This is a genomic window from Bifidobacterium amazonense (assembly GCF_018555435.2).
Classification (GTDB): Bacteria; Actinomycetota; Actinomycetes; order Actinomycetales; family Bifidobacteriaceae; genus Bifidobacterium; species Bifidobacterium amazonense.
In genome coordinates this window covers 63,680-85,812 of the sequence record NZ_JAFEJT020000007.1, presented here as the reverse complement: position 1 = coordinate 85,812, position 22,133 = coordinate 63,680, and the positions used below count along the sequence as shown (strand labels likewise).

Below are 22,133 nucleotides of genomic sequence, written 5' to 3'. Positions count from 1 at the left end.
AATCAGCCTCTCGATCGTCAAACTGCCTCGCCACCGAGCGTTACGGAGTACATCAAACTGCTCTCACGTCATTCATGCGCGGATTCCGCCATCGGGCCGGGCGCCGCGCAAGCCATCCCGCCACGGCTCATATGCGCCGTTCGGGGACGGATGGGGTGCCAGCAGCCATGACTCGGCGAAATTCGCATACATCATGTCATCGTGCGGAAGATCCATGATTCGCTCCTTAGGTCCGTGTTATTGCCGTTGCCGACAATCCCGATTCTGGCAGGGGAACTATCATGGCAATATGCGATCACACCGGAAAACGTTGGAAGGCGCGTGCCGGTTTGGCAAAGGCAGCCCGGCACACGGATCAGACCGTTTTCTGTACACCTTGAGACAGGCGCGAAAGGGTTCGCAAAAAGACAACGACGATACGAATGCCGCCGCTCTCACGCCTCCTCGTGCCAGTGGGGATTCTGCGCGAAGGTATAGCCCTCGGGGTTGTCCAATGCGGCGATGTCGGCCATGTCCTGATCGTCGAGTTCGAAGGCGGTCAGGTCGAGGTTCTGACGCTGACGTTCCGGATTCAGGGATTTCGGGATGGCCACGTCGCCGATCTGGAGATGCCAGCGCAGGATCGTCTGTACCACGGAGATGCCGTGTTTGGCGGCGATGCGCCTGAGGTCCGGATCGCGCAGCATCTGGTTGGCGCGGCCGAGCGGGCTCCACGCCTCGGTGATGATGCCGTGGGCGTCGTCATAGGCGCGCTGCGCCTTCTGCTGGAAGTACGGATGCAGTTCGATCTGGTTGACGGCCGGGGTCACGCCCGTGTCTCGGATCAGCAGGTCGATATGGCCGGGCAGGAAGTTGCTGACGCCGATATGCCTGACCAGTCCGCGCGAGCGGGCTTCGACCAGCGCCTCCCATGCTTCGACGTACTGCCCTTGGCTTGGGTTCGGCCAGTGGATCAGGTAGAGGTCGATGTAGTCCAGGCCCATGCGGCAGATGCTCTCCTCGATAGTAAGCAGTGCCTCGTCATGCCGATGGTGGCGGCCGGGCAGTTTCGAGGTGACGATGATCTCGTCGCGCGGCACCCCGGATTCGCGGATGGCGCGCCCCACCACGCCCTCGTTCTCGTAGTTGAAGGCGGAGTCGATGAGCCGGTATCCCTGATGGATGGCGGATGTGACGGCGTCCACTCCGGCCAGTCCGTTGACCTTGTAGGTGCCGAAGCCGGTGGCCGGCAGTTCGAGACCGTCGTTGGCCTTGCGCATCGGAGTGATCGGTGGTTCAAACATGAGGATGCTCCCTTTCCGTCATTATTCATATGTCGCATATGCCGCAAGTCACACGGAGCTTACGACGTTATCCGCAAATTGCGGTTCGCCGCCCGGATAACGGTTTCCATCATAGTTGCCGCGGACCGGGCGACCCATGCGGATCATGCGGCCCGGCCGCCATGCGGCCGTCGCGCATCGCCCAGCTGCGGTGAGGATCCGAACCGTCGGCGAACATGCGACGTTCGGGATCGTCCTGCGGACGATCGTACCGTACGTGATCATACCGTCCGCCATACGGACGATCGTTCGGAAAGCGACCGGGCACGCCAAAGCCGTCGGAGAACTCGCGTCTGCGCGGACCGTACGAGCCGCGCCGCCAGCCGAACAGGCTGAATAGTTTCCAGATCATGCGCGCCTCCGATCGTAGTTCCGATCGTGGCCGATCCGCGCGCCGGACCGCTCGTCGCGCCACGGCTCGTACGCGCCGTTCGAGGACGGACGTTCCGCCAACAGCCACGTTTCGGCGAAGTCCAGACGCGTCATGTCGTCAGATACGGTATCCATGATTCGCTCCTTGTCGGGATTCGTTCGATGCACGATCGGTATCGTTTGGCTTCCGATCGGTTGCCGTTGCCGGCAGTTCCCGATTCTGGCAGGGAAATCGTCAAGACAGCGTGCGATCACGGAGGAAAACGCTGAAAGACGTGTGCCGATTCGGCAAAGACGAACGGCAACGCAACGGGGCCCTTGCGGATATCGCTATTCGCAAGGGCCCCGTCAATCGCCGATGGGAACGGCTATCAACACACCTTCCACATCCAGTTGTGCGGATCCTCGATCTCGCCGAGCTGGATGCCGAGCAGCTGGTTGCGCAGCGCCACGGTCAGTTCGCCGGAGCCGCCGTCGGCGACGGTCACGTCGAACTTCTCGGACTTGAAGCGGCCGATCGGGGTGATGATGGCGGCGGTGCCGCAGGCGAACACCTCGGTGACCTCGCCGGACTTGATGTCCTCGAGCAGCTGGTCGAGCGCGATCATCGTCTCGACGACGTCGTGGCCGTCGTCCTGCAGCAGCTGGATCAGCGAGCGGCGGGTGACGCCCGGCAGGATGTTGCCGGTCAGCGACGGGGTCTCGACGTGGCCGTCCTTGTGCACGACCATCATGTTCATGCCGCCGAGCTCCTCAAGGTAGGTCTTGGTGGCCGCGTCCACGAAGCACACCTGCTCGCAGCCGTTGGCGATGCCCGTGTATTCGCCGAGCAGGGAGGCGGCATAGTTGCCGCCGCACTTGGCGAAGCCGGTGCCGCCGGGGCCGGTGCGGAACCACTTGTCCTCGACCCAGATGCTCACGGGCTTGACGCCGCCCGGGAAGTACGGGCCGGACGGGGAGGCGATCACGCAGTAGTCGACCTCCTGCGGTGCGCGCACGCCGAGGAACGGCTCGGAAGCGAACATGAACGGACGCATGTACAGCGTGTACTCGCGACGGGACGGCACCCAGTTCACGTCACGCTTGACCAGCGCGGCCACGGAGCCGATGAAGTCGTCGATCGGCAGCTCCGGCAGGTAGAGGCGCTTGGCGGAGTTCTGGAAACGCTCGGCGTTCGCATCCGGGCGGAACAGCCACGTGGAGCCGTCGGCGTGACGGTAGGCCTTGAGACCCTCGAAGCACTCCTGCGCATAGTGCAGCACGGATGCGCCCGGGTCCATCTTCAGCGGCGCGTACGGCTCGATGCGGCGGTCGCCCCAGCCTTCGCCCTTGGTCCAGGTCATGTGGGCCATGTTGTCGGAGAACACCTGGCCGAAGGCCGGCTTGTCGATGAGCTCATTGCGCTTCGCGTCGGAGGCCGGGTTGTCGTTCGGCAGGACGGTGAACGGCTCGGTGAGCTTGTCGAGCGCCGCGGGATCGTGATGTGATTGTTCAGTCATTGCTAGCTTCTTTTTGTGACAGATGCCCGCCGTAGTCGTCGTTGTGCTGCGTGAACCGCGGCCGGCATGTGCTGATAGGTGCAGTCGGCGCTTGTGGCGCCGGCTTCTGGTGATTACTTTCTCACACACCGGCTCCGGCGTGTGCGAGAGTTTCACATTATGAATCGGGTCTGAACGGAGGCGAAGGGGCGGGCGCGGGATGCGTCCGAATATGGAAAAAGCCCGTACAAGTTCGCCTGTACGGACTTTTCCCATAGTCTATTCAGCCGGTCCGTTCAGCGCCATCGGTCGATCGCGAAGACGGTGGCCGGAAGGATCACTTGGCGTCGGCGGCCGGAGCGGCGGCGTCAGCCGAGGCGGCATCGGCGGCAGCCTCCGGGGCGGCGGTGGACTCGGTGGCGTCCTCCGGCACCTCGACGGTGACGACGGACTCCTCGAGGTCATCCATGTCGAGCTCGACGCCCTCCGGCAGGACGACGTCCTTGAGCAGGACCTTGGTGCCGTCGGTCAGACCGTCCACGTTCACGACGATCTTCTCCGGCAGGTTGGCGACATCGGCGCGGACCTTGAGCTCCTGCACGTCGACGAACGCGACGGCGACGCCCTTCGGGGTGCCCTCGACGAACACCGGCACCTCGACGTCGATCTTCTCGCCGGCCTTGACCTCGTAGAAGTCGATGTGCTCGACGATGCGCTTGACGGGGTTGCGCTGCACGTCCTTGACGACGGCCAGCTTGGTCTCGCCACCGAACGCGATGGAGAACAGCGCGTTGGTGTGGCGCAGGGACAGGGTGGTCTCCTTCATCGGGAGCTTGACGAACACCGGGGTCTCGCCGCCGGCGTAGATGGTGGCCGGGATCTGCTTGGCGACGCGCATACGGCGGGCAGCGCCCTTGCCGAACTCGTCGCGGACTTCGCCCTCGAGCTTGATGGTGGTAGCCATGATTGGTCTCCTTGGTTGTGTTACTTGTCGTTCTGTCTGTTTGACGCCACGACGCGCCGCAGAACGCACCAAGGAGGTGAGCCATACGCCGAGTCGATTACGGAAGATGCGACCGTCCATAGACGGCGTCTTCCCTCGCCAAAGCAACAGCAACCCAGTATACACACGTGCCGGACATACAATGGAGATGGTGCCCGTGGCGGTTTTCTCTCGCTGACGGACACTCAGCGAGAGAAAACCGCCGACCACGGACCGCGTGGCGGAAATCGCTCACTGACGATGCGTCAGTGAGCGATTTCCGCCACGCGGGGATGAGAGGCGACCTTTGGCCCGGAATCGAGGATGCGATGAGGCGAACGACCAGGAAGCAAACGACCAGGAATACGTTGATCGCGGGAGACATAGTCGCCGCGGCGGCCGGCGTCGCCGTCGGATCGGTGATCGGCGCCGCGCATGTCCTGTTCCGGTTCGCGCTGGACACGAAGACGCCGTGGTCGATCCCGAATCGGCCGCCGCAGCCCGACGCCGTACAGTCGCCGATCCGCGACGCGGACGACATCGCCGAGTCCGAGGCATGGTTCGATGCGGCGAAGCAGCCGGTCACGATCACCAGCGACGACGGTCTGAGGCTGCATGGCTGGCTGCTGGATCCGGACTGCGCCGCCCCGCGGCCGCATCTGTACGCGATCTGCTGCCACGGCTACACCGGAGAGCCGCGCGAGATGGCGAAGTGGGCGCATCATTACGCCCGTCTCGGTTTCACGGTGCTGGTGCCCGCGTTGCGCGCGCACGAGCTGAGCGAGGGCCGTTACATCGGCATGGGATGGCTGGAGCACGCCGACCTGCTGCGTTGGATCGCGCTGATCGTCGAGTCGGACGGGGATGCGCGCATACTGCTGCACGGCAATTCGATGGGCGCGGCGACGGTGATGATGACGGCGGGGGACGCGCGTCTGCCGCGCAACGTGACCGCGGCGGTGTGCGACTGCGGCTATTCGTCGACGATGCGGCAGTTCATCGATACGGCGATGACGATGTTCCGTCTGCCGCGTCCGCTCGCCGCGCTGATGGTCCGCGCCGCGAGCCGCGTCTGTGCGAGGTCCGCCGGATACCGGTTCGAGGACGCGTCGTGCACGCGCGCGCTGAGGCACGCGACGATCCCGATGCTGTTCATCCACGGCGGCGCGGACGTTTTCGTCTCCCCCGCCGCGCTCAACGCCAACTATGCCGCCTGCGCGAGCATCCACCGCGAACGGCTGCTCGTGCCGGGCGCGACCCACACCATGAGCGCGAGCACCGCGCCGGATCTGTACTGGCGCAAGGTGAACCGCTTCGTCACGCAGGCGTTCCATCTGTGACGTCCCGTGTGACGTCACGCCCATAACAAAACCCATAACAAAACGGTGGCTCCCCTCGCATCCCGAGGGGAGCCACCGTCGTTTTCCGTGGACGCATCCGCCGATCGGGCTACGCGATGAGCTCCTTCACCGCGGCGATGACGGCCTGCAGGCCGGCCTTCGCGTCGCCGAACAGCATCTGCGTGTTGTCCTTGAAGTACAGCTCGTTCTCGATGCCGGCGTATCCCTTGCCGCGGCCGCGCTTCATGACGACCACGTTCTGCGCCTTGTCGACGTCGAGGATCGGCATGCCGGAGACCGGCGTGCCGGGACGGCGTGCGGCCGGGTTGGTCACGTCGTTCGCGCCGACGACGAGCGCGACGTTCGCGGACGGGAACTGCGGGTTGATGTCGTCGAGATCGACGAGCTCCTCGTACGGCACGTTCGCCTCGGCGAGCAGCACGTTCATGTGGCCCGGCATACGGCCGGCGACCGGGTGGATCGCGTATTCGACCTCGACGCCGTGGCCCTTGAGCAGTTCGCCCAGATCGGCGAGCTCGCGCTGAGCCTGCGCCTGGGCGAGACCGAAGCCGGGCACGAAGATGACCTTGTCGGCGTAGACGAGCTGCACGGCCACGTCGTCCGCGGTGGTCTCCTTCATGGTGCCTTCGGGGCCTTCGCCCGCGCCGGCCGCGTCGGAGCCGCCGCCGAATCCGCCGGCGAGCACGCTCATGAGCGGACGGTTCATGGCCTTGCTCATGGCGAGAGACAGGGTCACGCCGGCCGCGCCGACGAGCGCGCCCGCGACGATCAGCGCGATGTTGTTGATCGCCAGACCGCTCATGGCGACGGCGGTGCCGGTGCACGCGTTGAGCACGGAGATGACGACGGGCATGTCGGCGCCGCCGATCGGGATGACGAACACGAGACCGTAGCACAGCGCGAACACGGTGGTCAGGATGCACCAGAGCACCGCGTTGGACGGCTGCACGCACAGCATGACGAACGCGATCACGGTGAGCACGATGAACGCGATGTTCCATACGCCCTTGGCCGGCAGGGTGAGCTTGCGCAGGAACTTGACGCCCTGCAGCTTGCCGGCGGCGACGAGCGATCCGGTGAACGTGACCGAGCCGATCATGATGCCGAGTCCGGCGGTGATGAGCACCACGATGCCGGGGCCGGACGCCTCCTCGGAGTTGAGGATGTCGTTGAGCGCGACGAGCGCGGCCGCGCCGCCGCCGACCGTGTTGAACACGGAGACGAGCTGCGGCATATCGGTCATCTTGACCTTCTTGGCGCTCCACACGCCCACGATCGCGCCGATCGCGATGCCGGCGATGAGCAGCGCCACGGCGACGCCGTGCTGGAAGCCGTTGCCGATCTCGCCGACGAACAGCACGATGAACGCCATGACGCAGGCCATGATCATGCCGGCGGCGGAGATCATGTTGCCGCGGCGGGCGGTCTTGGGCGAGTTCATCAGGTGCAGGCCGATCACGAACATGACGGCGGCCAGCAGGTAGACGAACCATTCGACGACGCCAAGCGGCGTGCCCAGCGTTTCAGCCAGCGTACCCATTTACTTGGCCTCCTCGTTCTTCTCGGAATTCTTCTTCGCCTTGTCGGACTTGAACATCTCGAGCATGCGGTCGGTGACCACGTAGCCGCCGACGACGTTCATCGTGCCCAGCACGGCGGCCAGGAAGATGAACACCCAGGCGAGCGGGCTGGTGGCGTGCGCGGCGACGATGACCACGCCGACGATGACGATGCCATGGATGGAGTTCGCGCCGGACATGAGCGGCGTGTGCAGGGTGGCGGGCACCTTGCCGATGACTTCGACGCCGATGAGCAGCGCCAGGACGAACAGGGTGATCGCGACGACGATATCCATGATGTTCCCCTTTCTTGCCTATGCCTCGGCCGGCGCGGCCGCGGCCGGACGGCCGGCCACGACGAGCGCGTCGTCGAGTTCCTCGTTCAGATCGATGGACAGCCTGCCGTCGCGCACGAAATGCGCGAGCACGTCGGCGACGTTGCGGGCGAGCAGGTTGGATGCCGTGTTGGAGACCTCGCTGGCCAGATACGGCGCGCCGATGACGGTCACGCCGCCGTCGGTCACCGTCGTGCCGACCACGGAGCCCTCGACGTTGCCGCCGAGCTCGCTGGCCGCGCAGTCGACGATCACCGCGCCGCGCTTCAGGCCGTCCACGCCGGCCTTGGTGAGCAGCACCGGCGGCTTGCGGCCGGGGACCTTCGCTGTGGTGATGATGACGTCGAAGCCGGCGGCCTTCTCGTCGACGGCGGCCTGCTGGGCGGCCTGCTCCTCGGGGGTGAGGGCGCGCGCGTAGCCGCCTTCGCCCTGCCCGGCGGAGAAGTCGAGGCCGAGGTCGAGGAACTTCGCGCCGAGGGATTCGACCTCGCCGCGCGAGGCGGGGCGCACGTCGTACGCGGTGACGACCGCGCCGAGTCGGCGGGCCGTGCCGATGGCCTGCAGGCCGGCGATGCCGGCGCCGAGGATGAGCACCTTGGCCGGGCGGATGGTGCCGGCGGCCGTGGTCATCATCGGAAAGAACGATCCGTACGCGTTGGCCGCCACGAGCGCGGCCTTGTAGCCCATCACCGAGTTCTGCGAGGTCATCTCGTCCATGGACTGCGCGGAGCTGAGCTGTCGCGGCAGCTTTTCGATGCCGATGCCGACGATGCCGGCCTTCTCGAGCGCGGCGACGTAGTCGGCGTCGGTGAACGAGCCGAGCATGCCGATCACCCACGTGCCGGGCTTGATCGTCGCGACCAGCGAAGCGGACGGGCGGTCCACGAATCCGAGCGCGTCGGCCTTGGCGACCACCTCGTCGGCGGACAGCACCTGCGCGCCCGCCTTGGCGTAATCATCATCCGTGTAATGGGCGGCGATGCCTGCGCCGCTTTCGATCAGGCAGGTTATTCCCGCCTTGCGCAACCGCGTGACGATGTCCGGCGTCAGTGCAACACGGGATTCGTCGGACGATGTCTCGTTGAGGACACCGAACTTCACGGTGGCTTCCTGGGTTTCAGCCATGAGAGCCCTTTCTTTCCTAATGTCGAAGCATTCCTTGCTCCGCTGCCCCAGTGTATCGGACGTCGCGAATCTCGGCACGTCGGATTCCACTGGACGAATGGTTTTTCTGCAAACGTGTGCGGTGCGAGTTCCCCGCCGCGCGGCGTGTATTCCTACGCTACCGTAAGGTGACGGACTCGGGAAGAACGATTACTATTCAACACTTGAGAAGACCATCGGCTGCTTCAGGCAGCGTGGTTCGCAGAACGTCAAGGAGATTTTCGTGTCCGTCATCACCGCATTGAACAAGCAGGCCGCCGGCCTTGTGCAGAAGGCGTTGCGACTGGGGGGTGACTTCGTGCATCCCGTCAGCGACGACTCGTCCGACGCCCCGGACTACGTCTCCCCCGACGAGGTCGCCGACGCCGAGGCCCGCGACCTGCCGCATACGGACGAATGGGGACCGGGATATCCGACCACGACGTTCATCGATCCCGCCACCGGCCTGCTGACGGCCGAAACCGACGGCAACCCGCCGCTGGACGAGCATACGACGATCTACAGCGTCTACGAGGACCGCGCCCGCCGCATGGGCGACGAGCCGCTCTACACCTATAAGGAGAACGGCGAGTGGGTCACCAAGACGGCCAACGAGTTTCTCGCCGAGGTGCGCAAGGTCGCCAAGGGCTTCATCCACTACGGCCTGAAGAAGGGCGACGCGGTCGCGTTCATGTGCCGCACGTCGTACGAATGGGATCTGGCCGACGCGGCGATCATGGCGTGCGGCGGCGTGCTCGCCTCGATCTACGACACCGACTCGGCCGAACAGATCCGCAACATCGTCAACAACTCCGACGCGCGCCTGCTCATCGTGCAGGACACCGCCATGCGGGACAAGGCGGACGGCGCGATCGAGGAATGCCCGTCGCTCGAACACATCATCTGCATCGAGACGGGTGGCCTGGACGAGATCGCCGCGTACGGCGCCTCGGTCAGCGACGAGGAGCTCGACGCGCGCATCGCCTCGCTCAAGAAGACCGATCTGTGCTCGATCATCTACACGTCCGGCTCCACGTCCGCGCCGAAGGGCGTCGAGATGACGCACGAGAACTACTGCACGGACGCGTTCAACCTGCGCGACTACATGCCCGACCTGCTCCAGCACGACAAGTCCGGCTCGATCCTGCTGTTCCTGCCGCAGGCGCACACGTTCGCACGCGCGATCAACTACATCGTCGTCGCGTCCAACATGCGCGTGTACATCGCCACCGGCATCAAGACGCTGCTCGCCGACCTGCAGGTGGCGCGCCCGACCGTGATGATCGTGGTGCCGCGCGTGCTTGAAAAGGTGTACAACGCCGCCTCGCAGAAGGCCGGCCACGGCGCGAAGGGCGTCGTGTTCGCCGCGGCCGTCACCGCCGCGCAGCAGTACATGAAGGAGGTCAGCGAGTTCGGCAAGGCCAAGACGCTCACCGCCATGCGCCGCGCCTCGTTCGACCCGGTCGTCTACCAGTCGCTGCGCGAGGCGCTCGGCGGCCGCGCCAAGTGGATCGTCTCGGGCGGCGCCCCGCTCGACCCGGAGCTCATGAACTTCTTCCGCGGCGCGAACATCCCGGTCTACGAGGGCTACGGCCTGACGGAGACGACCGCGCCGTGCGCGTTCAACCCGCTCGGCGTGCCGTTCCATGAGGGTTCGGTCGGCGTGCCGTTCCCGAGCTTCAAGATCCGCATCGCCGAGGACGGCGAGATCCAGGTCGGCGGTCCGGTCGTCTTCCACCGCTACCACAAGAACGACGAGGCGACCGAAGGCGCGTTCACGCCGGACGGCTGGCATGCGACCGGCGATCTGGGGCGTCTGGACGACGACGGGTTCCTGTACATCACCGGACGCAAGAAGGACCTCATCATCACCGCCGGCGGCAAGAACGTGGCCCCCGGTCCGATCGAGGAGGTCATCCAGCGCTGCGAGATCGTCTCGCAGGCCCTGGTGCTCGGCGACAAGCGTCCGTTCATCTCGGCGCTTATCACGCTGGACGAGGAGACGCTGCGCCCGTGGCTGGAGGCGAAGGGACTCGACCGCGACATGCCGCTCGAACAGGCCGCCACCAACGCCGCGGTCCGCGCCGAGGTGCAGAAGTGGGTCGATCAGGCCAACGAGGGCGTCTCCCGCGCCGAATCCGTGCGCAAGTTCATCATCCTGCCCGAGGAGTTCACGCAGGAGAACGGTCTGATGACCGCCTCCCTCAAGGTGATCCGTCCCAAGGTCATCAAGCGCTACGCCACCCTGCTCAACACGCAGATGTACACGAAGAAGAAGTAGTCGCGACTCGTTGCATCATTGTCCATTGAGCATGGATGGCCGAACGGCGGGAATCCGAGTATGGATTCCCGCCGTTTTTCATATCCTTGCCGATTCGCCGTCGACCGGATGACCATGCTCGTCCGGTCATGTACGCCCGGGCATGCCGTCAGCGGCGCCGAAGGTCGATCGGACCTCCGAGCGTGACGCCGTCGAGTCGGCCTCCCGACGCCGCGGTGGCCTCGCAGTAGACGCGCAGGTCACCGGCGTCTTCGGGCACGAGCAGATAGTCGCCGTGTCCGCCGGCGAAACCGGTGCCGGGCAGTCCGCCGAGCACCACGCGCCCGAGTCGGTATCGGTCCGTGACGGCCGTGAGCTGCAGATGGGATCCACGGAACCGAACGACGGTGTTCATGCCGTCGCAAGCGGCCTTCAGACGATCGGACGCCACGCGAACCCACACTCCCCCGCCGTCGGGCACGTTGATCGGCAGCGTGGAGGTCGTGTACCGGCATTGTCGGTCGGCTTGTTCGAGCTGGTCATAATCCCACGATGCAACGGTCCATCCGTGCACGTTGCGTCCGACGAGCAGCATCGGCCGCCCGGCGTCTTCGCCCCACGTCTTCCACACGACCACCGACAGTACGCTGCCGTTCCGGATCGGCCCCAACCATACCGTAGGCTGCCACGGCGTCGCCGAACCGGCCGAACGGCCGTCGACCAGCACATCGCACCGGCATCGGATGCCGTCGAACCGCATTGCCGCATCAACGGAGCCGACATGCAATGCCGTCGTATAGGTCAGCCGGTTCGGCCATACGGTGGTCGAACGGCTCGCGAACGATGAGCGCGGACCGGGACGCCGGCCGACGGCCGGTCCGAACCGGACGGGGCCGTCATTCGCGTCCGTCCTTCCGTCGGAGATGATCCATCCGTCGCCGCAGTCGATTTCCCGTTGCACCAGCAGCAGCCCGTCCATGCCACGCCCGGCGGACAGGCGGAGCGCGTCGAGCCGGCTGTCGTCGAAGTTGCAGTGGCCCCAGATGCCCGTATGCACCGTGATCTCGTCGCCCGACGCGGGTTCGGGGAAGCGGATCCACGTGGCGGATTGTCCGGTGGCGAGCCGGTCGGTGCGAGCCGTGCCGTACGTGACGTCGACGATATCGGCCGCGTTGCGCAATACCACGCCCAACGCCGTTTCGCCGCCGGTCGCCGCCCGGTACCGGGCCGTGCCCCGATACACGCCGATCGATTCCAATGATCGCGGCTCGTCGGAGCCGTCGCACGCGACGACCCATTCCGGCTGAGCGATGCCGGTCTCGACGTCGGTGAGCGCCACGGTCCCGCACGAACCGGATCCGCGGGATGCGGACTCGTCGCCGCCGGATGATGTGGCCGTGTCGGGGACGGCGCGTTCCGGCTGCGTGACGACGACATCGTATTCCGTGCCGTCGGCGCGGACCAGTCGCACCTCGCCTTCGGTGCCGGTGATGTCTACCCGACCGTTCAGCATGTCGGCGACGACATCGCCGGATGTCCGGCACGATACGGCCGCTTCGGCCCCGTTCGTCGCTCCGATACGGAGCACGGCATGCACGGTGCCGGGGATCATGGTCGGAGCGGACAGCGTTGCCCGGTGTTCGTCCAGACGAACGAGCTCGCCGTCGGTCGCGGCCAGCGTGAGACGTCCGTTCAGCGGCAGGTCGCGCACGGCCATCAGTCCGGCTCCGGCCGGCACCGACAGCGTCATGCCGTCGGCCAGCGTGAGCGTCGCCGACGCATCGGATACGTTCGTGATTGTGACCAGACGGCCACCGCCGCCGAGCGCCAGTTCGCCGACCGCGATCCGTTGACCGTCGGGGTCAAGCAGGCTGCCGTCCGCGTTGCGCACACCGGATTCGCGCTCCCCGCCGGAACGGCCGTCTTCGCCGCCGCCTGCATCGGAGGACGCGTCCATGCCGATCGGATCGTCGTCGACCGGCTCGGCCGTGGCCAATCGTTCGCCCAGCGCGTCGATGATCGCGCACAGGCGGCGGGCGTCGGCGGCGTCCGGCCGCTCGTGCCCGGCGGGGTCGATCACGCCGCCGAAGTCGTAGTCGTGCGTCATGAACGTTTCCAGACGGCCCCAGTTGTTCACCGACGTGCCGTAGTCGAAATCCCAGCCGGACACCTGCAGGAACGGGCCGACGAAGCGCGCGCCCGAGCCGACGAGCCGTCGCAGCGTACGGTGGCGCCGGTTCGTCTCGGTCACGATCAGCGGTGCGCCGTAGCCGCGGCTGGCGTTGCGGTAGTAGCGCGTCTGCAGTTCCCAGCCGACGCCGTCGTCGTCCTGGTAGATGTTGACGGCCGGCGCCGCGCCGCTTGGCCCCGCGCCGGCGCGCTCGTAGTCGCCCTGGCCGGCGCAGGCGACGATCGGCACGCCGATGCCGGCCTTGCGCATCATGCCGACCAGCGCGCCGATATAGCCCTGCGGGTCGCGGCAGGAGAAGAAGTCGAGTTCGTTGTCGGCCTGCACCATGATGACCGGGCCGCCCTGCCCGTATTGCCGGCGCGCGATGATCGGCAGGATCCGGTCGTACCAGCCGCGCACCGCATCGAGGAAGCCGGGATCGTTCTGGCGGACGTCGACGCTCGGGTCCGTCGCCACCCATGCGGGAATCGCGCCGCCGTCCCATTCGGAGCAGATGTACGGGCCCGGCCGCACCATCGCGTACAGTCCGGTCTCATGGGCGAGACGCAGGAACGCGTCGATGTCGCGCTGGCCGGTGAAGTCCCACGTGCCGGGCGCGGTCTCGTGGTAGTTCCACGGGACGTACACGTCGATCGCGTGATAGCCGAGCCGTTTGACGGCCTGCAATCGGTGCCGCCATTGCGAGCGCGGCACGCGGAACGGGAACAGCGACGCGCACATGAGCACGCGGGGCACGCCGTCGATCAGCAGGCGGTCGTCATCGAAACGAACGTTCCCGTTCTTGTCCGCGGCGAACGCGGAGTCTGCGGAGCTTCCACCAGTCATGATGTTCACGTTACCATCACCGTCCCCCGCCATCGGCCCTCTCATGGGGACGGAATCATCAGAATCCCAGTTTCTCCAGCTGCTTGGGGTTGGACTGCCAGCCCTTGGCGACCTTGACGTGCAGGTCGAGCTTCGCCTTGCATCCGACGATGCGGTTGACGGGCGTGCGCAGCTTCTTCTTGACGTAGGTCAGGTTCGACGCGCCCTTGCCGATGATGATCGGCTTCTGCGAGTCGCGTTCCACGTAGATGGACACGTTGACCTGAGCCTTGCCGTCGTAGCCCTCGCCCGTCTCGTTGTCCTGCGGATAGTCGATGGAGTCGACCACCACGGCCAAAGAGTGCGGCAGCTCGTCGTCCAGCGTCTCCAGGAACGCGCCGCGGATCAGCTCGGCGATGGTCTCCTCGGGCCTTTCCTCGCTGATCTGGTCGTCCGGGTACATCTGCGGCCCTTCGGGCGTGTGGTCGATGAGCACGTGCCTCACCTCGTCGAGATTGTCGTGCTCGAGGGCGCTGACGGGCACGATGTCCGAGAAGTCGGCGAACTCGTTGATCTCGATGAGCTTGGCGATGAGCCGCTCGCGGTCGAGCTCGTCGATCTTGGTGACGATCGCGATCATCGGCACCTTCCACTTGAACGTGCCGTCGTCGCGCTTGGTCGCGAAGTCGGCACGGAGCCTGCTCAGGATGCGACGGTCGCCCGGACCGATCTCCTGGTCGGCGGGCAGCAGGAAGGCGACCACGTCCACGTCGGACAGGGACTCCTCGACGATGTCGTTGAGCCGCTGGCCGAGCAGCGTGCGAGGACGGTGGATGCCCGGCGTGTCGACGAGCACGAGCTGCGCGTTGTCGGTGGTCAGGATGCCGCGGATCGCCTTGCGCGTGGTCTCCGGGCGGGATGACGCGATGGCGATCTGCTTGCCGATCAACGCGTTGATCAGCGTGGACTTGCCCACGTTCGGGCGGCCCACCACCGCCACGAATCCGGAGCGGTACGGCCGTTCGCCCTGCACCGGTCCGTCCTGCTGCTGTTCATGTTCGCTCATGCTACTCCTTGTCGCTCTCGTCGCGGCCCGTACGGCCCTTGCCGTCGGCTTTGCCGCCGTCCTCATCGTCTTCGGTCGAATCGCCATCTTCCCCGACGCCCTCGACGTGCGCGGGTTCGACGACGATGGTCGACACCTTCTTGCGCCGGCCGGCCGAGTCGACCGCGGTCAGCCGCAGGCCGCGCGTCACGGCGGACGCGCCGACGATCGGCACACGGCCGATCAGTTTGGTGAGCAGGCCGTAGACCGTGTCCACGTCGTCCTCGTCGATGTCGATCTCGAAGATCTCCTCGAGATCGGCGATCGGCGTGCGCGCCGGCATGCTCCACTTGTTCTCGCCGATCTTCTCCGGTTCGGCGTGCTGCGTGCGGTCGTGCTCGTCCTCGAGTTCGCCGACGATCTGCTCGATCGCGTCCTCGATGGTCACCAGGCCCGCGATGCCGCCGTATTCGTCGACGACGATGGCGACGTGCTGGCGCGTGCGCTGCATTTCGTGGAACAGGTCGTCGACGGGCTTCGACTCGGGCACGAGCATGGGCTGGCGGATGATCGAGCCGACCTCACGGCCGAGGGCCGCCTGGTTGAACGCGGTGGCGCGCACGGCGTCCTTGAGGTAGGCCACGCCGATCAGGTCGTCCACGTCCTCGCCGATCACCGGCACGCGGGAGAAGCCTGAACGCGAGCACAGCTTGAGCATGCTTTCGAGCGTCTCGGTCTTCTCGATGCAGATCATGTCGGTGCGGGGCACCATGATCTCGCGCGTGAGCGTTTCGGACAGCGTGAGCACGTTGCGCAGCATCTCCGAGACCTCGGGGTCGAAGTCGTTCGCCTCGACGAGCCGGTCGATCGTGGCGCGGCCCTGCTCGAGCTGGATCTTCTCCAGCTCCTCGTCGTCGGACAGGTCGGAGTCGTCGCGGCCGCGCTTCTTCGGGTCCCGCTGCCCGCCGATGCGGGCGAACGGGGTGAGCGCCACGGCGACGGAGACCAGCGAGGCGCGGCCGAGCATGATGTCGACCGGCTTGAGCGCTCCGGCCGAACGCGGGCGGACGAGGATCGAGACCACGGCGACGACGACCGCGAACACGAATCCCACGAGCACCTCGAGCCACATCGGCGCGTTGAACAGCGCCGCGATGCAGGCGACGAGCACGCCGTCAAGCACGTTGCATGCGATGCGGAAGAACGCGCAGGATCCGGCCGTGGCGTACCGGTCGGCGATCAGATGCTGCACCTTGTGGATGCGGCCGATCTTCTTCATGCGTAGGAACTGGGAGGTTTCCGAGTCGGTCTGCACCTCGAGGATGAGGTTGTTGAGGCTGGCCCGCGTCACGCGGGAGACGGCGCCTTCCGCGGCGGCCAGGGTCAGCGACAGCCACACGAGCAGGGCCGCGACGAGAACGAGGATGATGGTCAGCGCTATGGCCGACGTGTCCGATGGCATGGAGTTCCTTTGCTGATGTTGGTGTGTGTAATGGTGTGTATGCGGGTTATGGACGTCGGGCCGTGGAACGGCCCGCGCGGACCGTCAGTGGCCCAGCTGGCGGTTCGTGCCGTGCTCCGCCTCGTAGGCGGCGAGCGCGTCGGTCGCGCCCGCGGGCAGGCCGACCTGTTCGCCGACGGAGTGGCGTACGGCGATGAAGGTGAGCAGCAGCTGCCGCTGCAGGCCGAACATCTGCCGTTCCTGTTCGGGGCCGACGTGGTCGTAGCCGAGCAGATGCAGGATGCCGTGGATGGTCAGCAGCAGCATCTCCTCGAGGGTGCCGTGGCCTGCGGCGGCGGCCTGCTGGGCGGCCACCCACGGGCAGATCACGATGTCGCCGAGCACGCCTTCCATGACGGTCTTGCCGTCGCCGGGGCGCAGCTCGTCCATCGGGAAGCTCATCACGTCGGTGGGCCCTTCGAGGTTCATCCAGCGTTCGTGCAGTTCGGCGATCGGTTCGGGGTCGACGAACAGGATGGTCAGGTCGGACTGCGTGCTCACGCGCATCTGGTCCATGACCCACACGCCGAGGTCGGAGAACACCTTCGGATCGATGGTCCACTGGGTTTCGTTGGTCACGTCGACGCTCATCGCGCATTCTCCTTCCGTTCCGCAGTCGTTGCCGTCGTTGTCGCCGTCGCTCCGGCACGTTCCTCCCGTTCGCGTTCGGAGCGTTCCGCGCGCCCCGCCCGTTCGTAGGCGGCGGCTGCGGCGTAGGCGCCGTACTGCTTCATCTCGCCGTGCTCGCGACGCGCCTTGGTGCTGTGGTCGCCGGCGATGGCCGAATGCCGCTCGTAGGCGGCGACGATCTGTCCGACGAGCTTGTGCCGCACGACGTCGCCGGCCTCGAGGTGGGCGAACGCGATGTCGTCGATGCCGCCGAGGATGTGCTCGATGGTCGCGAGTCCCGACCGCGGCACGGTCAGGTCGACCTGCGTGATGTCGCCGGTGATGACCATCGTCGTGTTGAATCCGAGACGGGTGAGGAACATCTTCATCTGCTGCTCGGTGGTGTTCTGCGCCTCGTCGAGGATCACGAACGCGTCGTTGAGCGTGCGGCCGCGCATGTAGGCGAGCGGCGCGACCTCGATCGTGCCGTCGTCCATGTAGCGGCGAAGCTGGTCGGCGCCGAGCATGTCGGACAGCGCGTCGTAGAGCGGCCGCAGATACGGGTCGACCTTCTCGTTGAGCGTGCCGGGCAGGAAGCCGAGGTTCTCCCCCGCCTCCACGGCCGGTCGCGTCAGGACGATGCGGCGGATGCGCTTCTCCTGGAACGCCTGCACTGCCTTGGCGACGGCCAGATACGTCTTGCCGGTGCCTGCCGGGCCGATGGCGAACGTGATGGTGTGCGATTCGATGGCGTTGACGAGGGCGATCTGTCCGGCGGTTTTGGGGCGGACCGGCTGGCCCAACGCGAAGGTGATGACGCCGGGTACATGCGGCCTGCGACGTTCCTGCGACGCATCCCGGGCTTCGTCGGCGCGTCTCGTCGTCGTTTCGGCCGTGCGGGTCCCGCCTTGGTACTGCTGCCGGCCGTGTTCGAGAAAGTCCTGCCGTACGCGATTGGGCAATACCTGCTGGTCGAGCAGGCGGCGGACGGTGTCGGCGTCCATCGGCGCGCTGTATGCGGCGCGGATGATGGTACGGAGAACGTCCTCGGCCTGCGCCGCCTGCGGTTCGGACTGTTTGGACCGCGACATGATGGCGATGCGGTCGCCGCGTACGATGATGGTCAGATCCGGGAACGCCCGTTCGACCTGCCGCAGGACCTCGTCGACGGGTCCCAGCACGGCTACCGGGTCAAGTTCGGATGGAATGGTGATGGTTCGCGTTGTGGTCGCCAAACAAACCTCTTGTGTGCTCGTTGGTTGTTTCGTATGTATCTGTCTTGTCGGACCGGAGGCCGGCGCGGCGGGAGGAATGATCCCCTCCCGCCGCATCGGGGCCGTTACTCGTCCAGCTTCTCGCCGGTCAGCACGTGGGCGTGGACGTGGAAGACGGTCTGCCCCGCGTCGAGTCCCGTGTTGAAGACCAGCCGGTACGCGCCGTGGAATTCCTTGTCGGCGATGGACTGAGCCACTTCGGCGATGTGCGCCAGTTCGGCCGGATCGGCCTTGGCCAGTTCGGCGACGTTCGCATAGTGCCTGCGCGGCACGATCAGCACATGCACCTTGGCCTTGGGATTGATGTCCTTGAAGGCGTAGGCGGTTTCGTCCTCGTACACCTTCGTGCTGGGGATCTCCCCGGCGATGATCTTGCAGAACAGGCAGTCCTGTGACTCGCTCATGTCGCTCCTTCGTAGCGTCCTTGGGTTTGCGCTGTGCGCTGGCTCCATGCTATTGCGCGGGCATGTCATTTGCCCGCCCCGCCCATCGGGAGGCTAGAACCGGCCCAGCGCCCGCGCCAGCAGGGAGAGGGCCACCGGTCCGGCCGTGGCGGCGCGCAGGATGTTCGTCCCGAGCACGCACACCTGCGCTCCGGCATCCTTGAACATGTCGATCTCCGCATCGCTGATGCCGCCCTCGGGACCGACCATCACGCTGATGGTGCGCGGACGCCCGTCCTCGACGCAGCGGTCCGCCAGCTCGCGCACGCGACGCTCGATGCCGTCCCACGTGTCGGTCGCGTCCTGATGCAGCACGATCATCAGATCGCCGTGCACGCATGCACGGCGGCAGTCGGCGACGATCTGCCGGCTCGTCGCGCATTCGGCCAGCTCCGGGATCCATGCGCGGCGCGACTGTTCGGTCGCCGCGGCCAGCGTCTGCGACCATTTCCTGTCGGTGCGTCCCGCCTTCCATTTGGCGATGGAACGGTCCGCCTGCCACGGGACCACCCGGTCGACGCCGATCTGCGTGGCCATGTCGATGGCCTGCTCGTCGTGGCCGGTCTTGGCCAGCGCCTGCACGAGCGCGAGACGCGTGACCGGCCGCGGCTCCCTGCCGACCTCCAGCACCTCGGCCATCGCGTTGGCCGCGTCGCACAATACGGCGCGGATGCGCAGGCCCCGGCCGTCGGACAGGTCGAGCTCGTCGCCGTCCGACAGTCGCATGGCCTGAAGGGCATGCCGTCTGACCGAAGCCGGCAGGGTGATCTTCCAGCCGGTGTTGAGTTCGTCGCTGTTCACCGGCACGTCGTCCTGGGACGGATTGAGCAGGAAAAGAGGATTCGTCATGGCTCACCAGCGTACACAAAACCAGCGCCATACTTTGCGACACGCCGTGGAGCCCCTATGATTTGACGCATTGTCGATCACTGGTAAAGTATCTACACGTTGCTTCAAACAACACCCTGTCCGGGTGGCGGAATGGTAGACGCGCTAGCTTGAGGTGCTAGTGCCTATTTTATACAGGCGTGTGGGTTCAAGTCCCATCTCGGACACCGGCAAACCCCGTGGAAACACGGGGTTTTCTTGTATCCGCACACGACACCAGGCCGGTGCCCGCACTATGCCCGATGATCAGAAAGGTCATGCCATGCGCTTCATCCCCATCGACTCCATCGACGACGAACGCGTGGCGGCCTACACGAACCTCACCGAGATGCAGCTGCGCAACCGCCTCGAGCCGGCCAAGGGCCTGTTCATCGCCGAATCCCCCAAGGTCATCGACCGTGCGCTGGCCGCCGGACGGGAACCGATCTCGCTGCTCGTCGAACAGCCGTGGATCGACGGCATGGCCGACACCTTCGCCTACGTGGACGAACACTGGGGAGACGACGTGCCCGTCTACGTCGCCTCCCCCGAACAGCTCAAGCAGCTGACCGGATACCGTCTGCACCGCGGCGCGCTTGCGGCGATGCGCCGATGGCCGCTGCCGAGCGTGGAGGACGTGTGCCGCGACGCCCGCCGCATCGCGGTCATGGAGAACATCGTCGACCACACGAACGTGGGCGCGCTCATGAGATCGGCCGCCGCGCTCGACGTGGACGCGGTGCTGGTCACCCCCTCCTGCGGGGATCCGTTGTACCGCCGCGCCGCCCGGGTGTCGATGGGCACCGTGTTCCAGATCCCGTGGACGCGCATCGGCGGGGAATCGAAGCACGCCTGGCCGTTCGACGGGCTCAGGCAGCTGCACGATCTCGGCTTCACCACGGTGGCGATGGCGCTGACCGACGATTCGATCAGCCTCGACGAACTCGTCCGCCGTCTGGACAACGATGCGTCCGAGCCCGACCATATCGGGCGTCTTGCGCTGATCTTCGGCACCGAGGGCGACGGACTGAGCCGGCACACCATCGCCAACGCGGATCTGACGGTGAAGATCCCCATGAGCCACGGCGTCGACTCGCTCAATGTGGCCGCCTCCAGCGCCGTCGCCTTCTATTCGACCAGAATTCGCTGAAAAGTCATCGAAACTTGCCGACATGCCCGCGCGGCTGCCTTGCGTGTCGCCGAATTTGTGCAAGTATTAGGTGTGTCAGGCCATGCGAAGAAGCGTGGGACGCACAGAAGTTCGGTGTCGCAAGACGCTTAAGACCCAAGAGAGGAGCATCAGATGGCGAAAAACAAGCAAAAGATTCTTTCCATCGTCCTAGCCGGCGGTGAGGGAACTCGCCTGATGCCGTTGACCCGTGACCGGGCGAAGCCCGCCGTGCCCTTTGGCGGCGTGTTCCGTCTGATCGATTTCCCGCTGAGCAACCTGGTGAACTCCGACTACCGGCACATCATCGTGCTCACCCAGTACAAGTCCCACTCGCTTGACCGCCACATCTCGCAGATGTGGCGCTTCTCCTCCCTGCTGGGCAACTACGTCTCCCCCGTCCCGGCGCAGCAGCGCCTCGGCAAGCACTGGTATCTCGGCTCCGCCGACGCGATCTACCAGACCATCAACATCATCGAGGACGTCCAGCCCGACATCGTCGTGATCGTCGGCGCGGACCACGTCTACCGCATGGACTTCGGCCAGATGGTCGAACAGCACATCGAATCCGGCGCCGAGTTCACGGTCGCCGGCATCCGTCAGCCGCTCGCGCAGTCGAACCAGTTCGGCGTGATCAGCGTGGATCCGGACCATCCGAACCAGATCCGCGAATTCCAGGAGAAGCCGGCCACAACCGAGGGCCTGCCTGACGATCCGGGTTCGTTCCTCGCCTCGATGGGCAACTACGTGGCCAACACCGACGCGCTGTTCGACGCGCTCGCCAAGGACGAGAAGGCCGAGGACACCAAGCACGACATGGGCGGCGACATCGCCCCGTACTTCGCGGCCCGCGGCGAGGCCGGCGTGTACGACTTCAACACGAACGTCATTCCGGGGTCCACGGAGACCGATCACGCCTACTGGCGCGACGTGGGCACCATCAAGCAGTTCTACGACGCGCATATGGACCTGATCGCCTACGTGCCCGAGTTCAACCTGTACAACCAGGCATGGCCGATCTACACGAACTCCGGCACGCTGCCGCCGGCCAAGTTCGTGCATGCCGGACGCGACCGCCTGGGACACGCGACCGACTCGATCGTCTCCCCCGGCGTGATCGTCTCCGGCGGCGAGGTGCACCATTCCGTGCTCTCGCCGAACGTGCGCATCCACTCGTGGGCGCAGGTCGTCGACTCCGTGCTGTTCGACAACGTGGTCATCAACCGTCGTGCGCGCGTGTACAAGGCGATCCTCGACAAGAACGTCGTGCTCACCGAGAACTCGACCGTCGGCATCGACACCGAGCATGATCTGGCGCGCGGCTTCACGGTGACGCCGGAAGGCATCACCGTCGTGCCGAAGGGCACCATCGTCGACGACTGATCGGCTCGCATAACGGATATGACGAAGCCCCGGCCA

At 65.9% G+C, this 22,133-nt stretch carries 20 protein-coding genes and 1 tRNA gene; 5 read left to right on the top strand and 16 right to left on the bottom strand.

The genetic code is table 11. The features are described 5' to 3' along the window. Positions 1–72 precede the first annotated feature (72 nt). The 6 genes from JS533_RS03180 to JS533_RS03155 form a co-directional block, all read right to left on the bottom strand. Positions 73–216, bottom strand: coding sequence for a hypothetical protein (locus JS533_RS03180; RefSeq protein WP_241513084.1), 144 nt, complete (start codon positions 214–216; stop codon positions 73–75). A 218-nt stretch (positions 217–434) separates the two neighbouring features. Beyond that, the gene (locus JS533_RS03175) at positions 435–1,283 is read right to left on the bottom strand and encodes an aldo/keto reductase (protein ID WP_241513083.1); all 849 of its coding nucleotides are present in this window, start codon (positions 1,281–1,283) and stop codon (positions 435–437) included. 109 nt (positions 1,284–1,392) lie between these two features. Then, positions 1,393–1,674: a hypothetical protein gene (locus tag JS533_RS03170; protein ID WP_241513082.1), complete on the bottom strand. Its 282-nt coding sequence runs from the start codon at positions 1,672–1,674 to the stop codon at positions 1,393–1,395. Beyond that, positions 1,671–1,829, bottom strand: coding sequence for a hypothetical protein (locus tag JS533_RS03165; protein WP_241513081.1), 159 nt, complete (start codon positions 1,827–1,829; stop codon positions 1,671–1,673). Before JS533_RS03165 ends, JS533_RS03170 begins: the two co-directional genes overlap by 4 nt. Positions 1,830–2,065: 236 nt before the next feature. Next, complete coding sequence (locus tag JS533_RS03160; protein ID WP_033495462.1) at positions 2,066–3,193, bottom strand: branched-chain amino acid aminotransferase; 1,128 nt, start codon at positions 3,191–3,193, stop codon at positions 2,066–2,068. A 316-nt stretch (positions 3,194–3,509) separates the two neighbouring features. Continuing rightward, entirely contained in the window at positions 3,510–4,136 is a 627-nt protein-coding gene (locus JS533_RS03155; protein WP_241513080.1) for a 50S ribosomal protein L25/general stress protein Ctc, read from the bottom strand. A 347-nt stretch (positions 4,137–4,483) separates the two neighbouring features. Here JS533_RS03155 and JS533_RS03150 point away from each other — a divergent pair, with 347 nt between their 5' ends. Continuing rightward, positions 4,484–5,494 (top strand): alpha/beta hydrolase, encoded by a 1,011-nt coding sequence (locus JS533_RS03150; protein WP_420838612.1) that lies wholly within the window; start codon positions 4,484–4,486, stop codon positions 5,492–5,494. 109 nt (positions 5,495–5,603) lie between these two features. Here the strand turns inward: JS533_RS03150 and JS533_RS03145 are convergent, their stop codons facing one another. From JS533_RS03145 to JS533_RS03135, 3 genes are read right to left on the bottom strand one after another with little or no spacing between them, the layout of a single operon-like run. Then, positions 5,604–7,055, bottom strand: a complete 1,452-nt coding sequence (locus JS533_RS03145) for an NAD(P)(+) transhydrogenase (Re/Si-specific) subunit beta (protein ID WP_241513078.1) — start codon at positions 7,053–7,055, stop codon at positions 5,604–5,606. Continuing rightward, positions 7,056–7,370, bottom strand: a complete 315-nt coding sequence (locus JS533_RS03140) for an NAD(P) transhydrogenase subunit alpha part 2 (protein WP_241513077.1) — start codon at positions 7,368–7,370, stop codon at positions 7,056–7,058. 18 nt (positions 7,371–7,388) lie between these two features. Beyond that, entirely contained in the window at positions 7,389–8,534 is a 1,146-nt protein-coding gene (locus JS533_RS03135; RefSeq protein ID WP_241513076.1) for an NAD(P) transhydrogenase subunit alpha, read from the bottom strand. A 262-nt stretch (positions 8,535–8,796) separates the two neighbouring features. Here JS533_RS03135 and JS533_RS03130 point away from each other — a divergent pair, with 262 nt between their 5' ends. Next, positions 8,797–10,833 carry an AMP-dependent synthetase/ligase gene (locus JS533_RS03130; RefSeq protein WP_241513075.1) on the top strand — a complete coding sequence of 679 codons (2,037 nt, stop codon included), beginning with the start codon at positions 8,797–8,799 and terminating at the stop codon, positions 10,831–10,833. 148 nt (positions 10,834–10,981) lie between these two features. Here JS533_RS03130 and JS533_RS03125 read toward each other — a convergent pair whose 3' ends face one another. The 7 genes from JS533_RS03125 to JS533_RS03095 all read right to left on the bottom strand — a co-directional run bounded on the left by JS533_RS03125 (position 10,982) and on the right by JS533_RS03095 (position 19,528). Then, positions 10,982–13,828 (bottom strand): beta-galactosidase, encoded by a 2,847-nt coding sequence (locus tag JS533_RS03125; RefSeq protein ID WP_241513074.1) that lies wholly within the window; start codon positions 13,826–13,828, stop codon positions 10,982–10,984. Positions 13,829–13,886: 58 nt separating this feature from the next. Then, a complete protein-coding gene (gene era, locus JS533_RS03120; RefSeq protein ID WP_241513073.1) occupies positions 13,887–14,873 on the bottom strand; it encodes a GTPase Era in 987 nt (328 codons plus the stop codon). Between the two features lies 1 nt (position 14,874). Beyond that, a complete protein-coding gene (locus JS533_RS03115) occupies positions 14,875–16,314 on the bottom strand; it encodes a hemolysin family protein (RefSeq protein WP_241513072.1) in 1,440 nt (479 codons plus the stop codon). Between the two features lie 84 nt (positions 16,315–16,398). Beyond that, positions 16,399–16,944 carry an rRNA maturation RNase YbeY gene (ybeY, locus tag JS533_RS03110; RefSeq protein WP_241513071.1) on the bottom strand — a complete coding sequence of 182 codons (546 nt, stop codon included), beginning with the start codon at positions 16,942–16,944 and terminating at the stop codon, positions 16,399–16,401. Next, positions 16,941–18,197, bottom strand: a complete 1,257-nt coding sequence (locus JS533_RS03105; protein ID WP_241513070.1) for a PhoH family protein — start codon at positions 18,195–18,197, stop codon at positions 16,941–16,943. The genes ybeY and JS533_RS03105 overlap by 4 nt, the downstream gene beginning before the upstream one ends. 104 nt (positions 18,198–18,301) lie before the next feature. Then, positions 18,302–18,640 (bottom strand): histidine triad nucleotide-binding protein, encoded by a 339-nt coding sequence (locus tag JS533_RS03100; RefSeq protein WP_241513069.1) that lies wholly within the window; start codon positions 18,638–18,640, stop codon positions 18,302–18,304. A gap of 93 nt (positions 18,641–18,733) precedes the next feature. Further along, the gene (locus JS533_RS03095) at positions 18,734–19,528 is read right to left on the bottom strand and encodes a 16S rRNA (uracil(1498)-N(3))-methyltransferase (protein ID WP_241513068.1); all 795 of its coding nucleotides are present in this window, start codon (positions 19,526–19,528) and stop codon (positions 18,734–18,736) included. Between the two features lie 118 nt (positions 19,529–19,646). Between JS533_RS03095 and JS533_RS03090 the strand changes: the two genes are divergently transcribed. From JS533_RS03090 to glgC, 3 genes are all read left to right on the top strand, one after another. Beyond that, a tRNA-Leu gene (locus JS533_RS03090) sits at positions 19,647–19,734 on the top strand. A gap of 95 nt (positions 19,735–19,829) precedes the next feature. Next, positions 19,830–20,696, top strand: a complete 867-nt coding sequence (locus tag JS533_RS03085; RefSeq protein ID WP_241513067.1) for a TrmH family RNA methyltransferase — start codon at positions 19,830–19,832, stop codon at positions 20,694–20,696. Positions 20,697–20,849: 153 nt separating this feature from the next. Then, a complete protein-coding gene (gene glgC, locus JS533_RS03080; protein ID WP_241513066.1) occupies positions 20,850–22,097 on the top strand; it encodes a glucose-1-phosphate adenylyltransferase in 1,248 nt (415 codons plus the stop codon). Positions 22,098–22,133 lie beyond the last annotated feature (36 nt).

Coding starts and splice junctions, on each gene's coding strand:
- JS533_RS03180 (WP_241513084.1), bottom strand. CDS start 216: ATGGATCTTCCGCACGATGACATGATGTATGCGAATTTCGCCGAGTCA.
- JS533_RS03175 (WP_241513083.1), bottom strand. CDS start 1,283: ATGTTTGAACCACCGATCACTCCGATGCGCAAGGCCAACGACGGTCTC.
- JS533_RS03170 (WP_241513082.1), bottom strand. CDS start 1,674: ATGATCTGGAAACTATTCAGCCTGTTCGGCTGGCGGCGCGGCTCGTAC.
- JS533_RS03165 (WP_241513081.1), bottom strand. CDS start 1,829: ATGGATACCGTATCTGACGACATGACGCGTCTGGACTTCGCCGAAACG.
- JS533_RS03160 (WP_033495462.1), bottom strand. CDS start 3,193: ATGACTGAACAATCACATCACGATCCCGCGGCGCTCGACAAGCTCACC.
- JS533_RS03155 (WP_241513080.1), bottom strand. CDS start 4,136: ATGGCTACCACCATCAAGCTCGAGGGCGAAGTCCGCGACGAGTTCGGC.
- JS533_RS03150 (WP_420838612.1), top strand. CDS start 4,484: ATGAGGCGAACGACCAGGAAGCAAACGACCAGGAATACGTTGATCGCG.
- JS533_RS03145 (WP_241513078.1), bottom strand. CDS start 7,055: ATGGGTACGCTGGCTGAAACGCTGGGCACGCCGCTTGGCGTCGTCGAA.
- JS533_RS03140 (WP_241513077.1), bottom strand. CDS start 7,370: ATGGATATCGTCGTCGCGATCACCCTGTTCGTCCTGGCGCTGCTCATC.
- JS533_RS03135 (WP_241513076.1), bottom strand. CDS start 8,534: ATGGCTGAAACCCAGGAAGCCACCGTGAAGTTCGGTGTCCTCAACGAG.
- JS533_RS03125 (WP_241513074.1), bottom strand. CDS start 13,828: ATGACTGGTGGAAGCTCCGCAGACTCCGCGTTCGCCGCGGACAAGAAC.
- era (WP_241513073.1), bottom strand. CDS start 14,873: ATGAGCGAACATGAACAGCAGCAGGACGGACCGGTGCAGGGCGAACGG.
- JS533_RS03115 (WP_241513072.1), bottom strand. CDS start 16,314: ATGCCATCGGACACGTCGGCCATAGCGCTGACCATCATCCTCGTTCTC.
- ybeY (WP_241513071.1), bottom strand. CDS start 16,944: ATGAGCGTCGACGTGACCAACGAAACCCAGTGGACCATCGATCCGAAG.
- JS533_RS03100 (WP_241513069.1), bottom strand. CDS start 18,640: ATGAGCGAGTCACAGGACTGCCTGTTCTGCAAGATCATCGCCGGGGAG.
- JS533_RS03095 (WP_241513068.1), bottom strand. CDS start 19,528: ATGACGAATCCTCTTTTCCTGCTCAATCCGTCCCAGGACGACGTGCCG.
- JS533_RS03085 (WP_241513067.1), top strand. CDS start 19,830: ATGCGCTTCATCCCCATCGACTCCATCGACGACGAACGCGTGGCGGCC.
- glgC (WP_241513066.1), top strand. CDS start 20,850: ATGGCGAAAAACAAGCAAAAGATTCTTTCCATCGTCCTAGCCGGCGGT.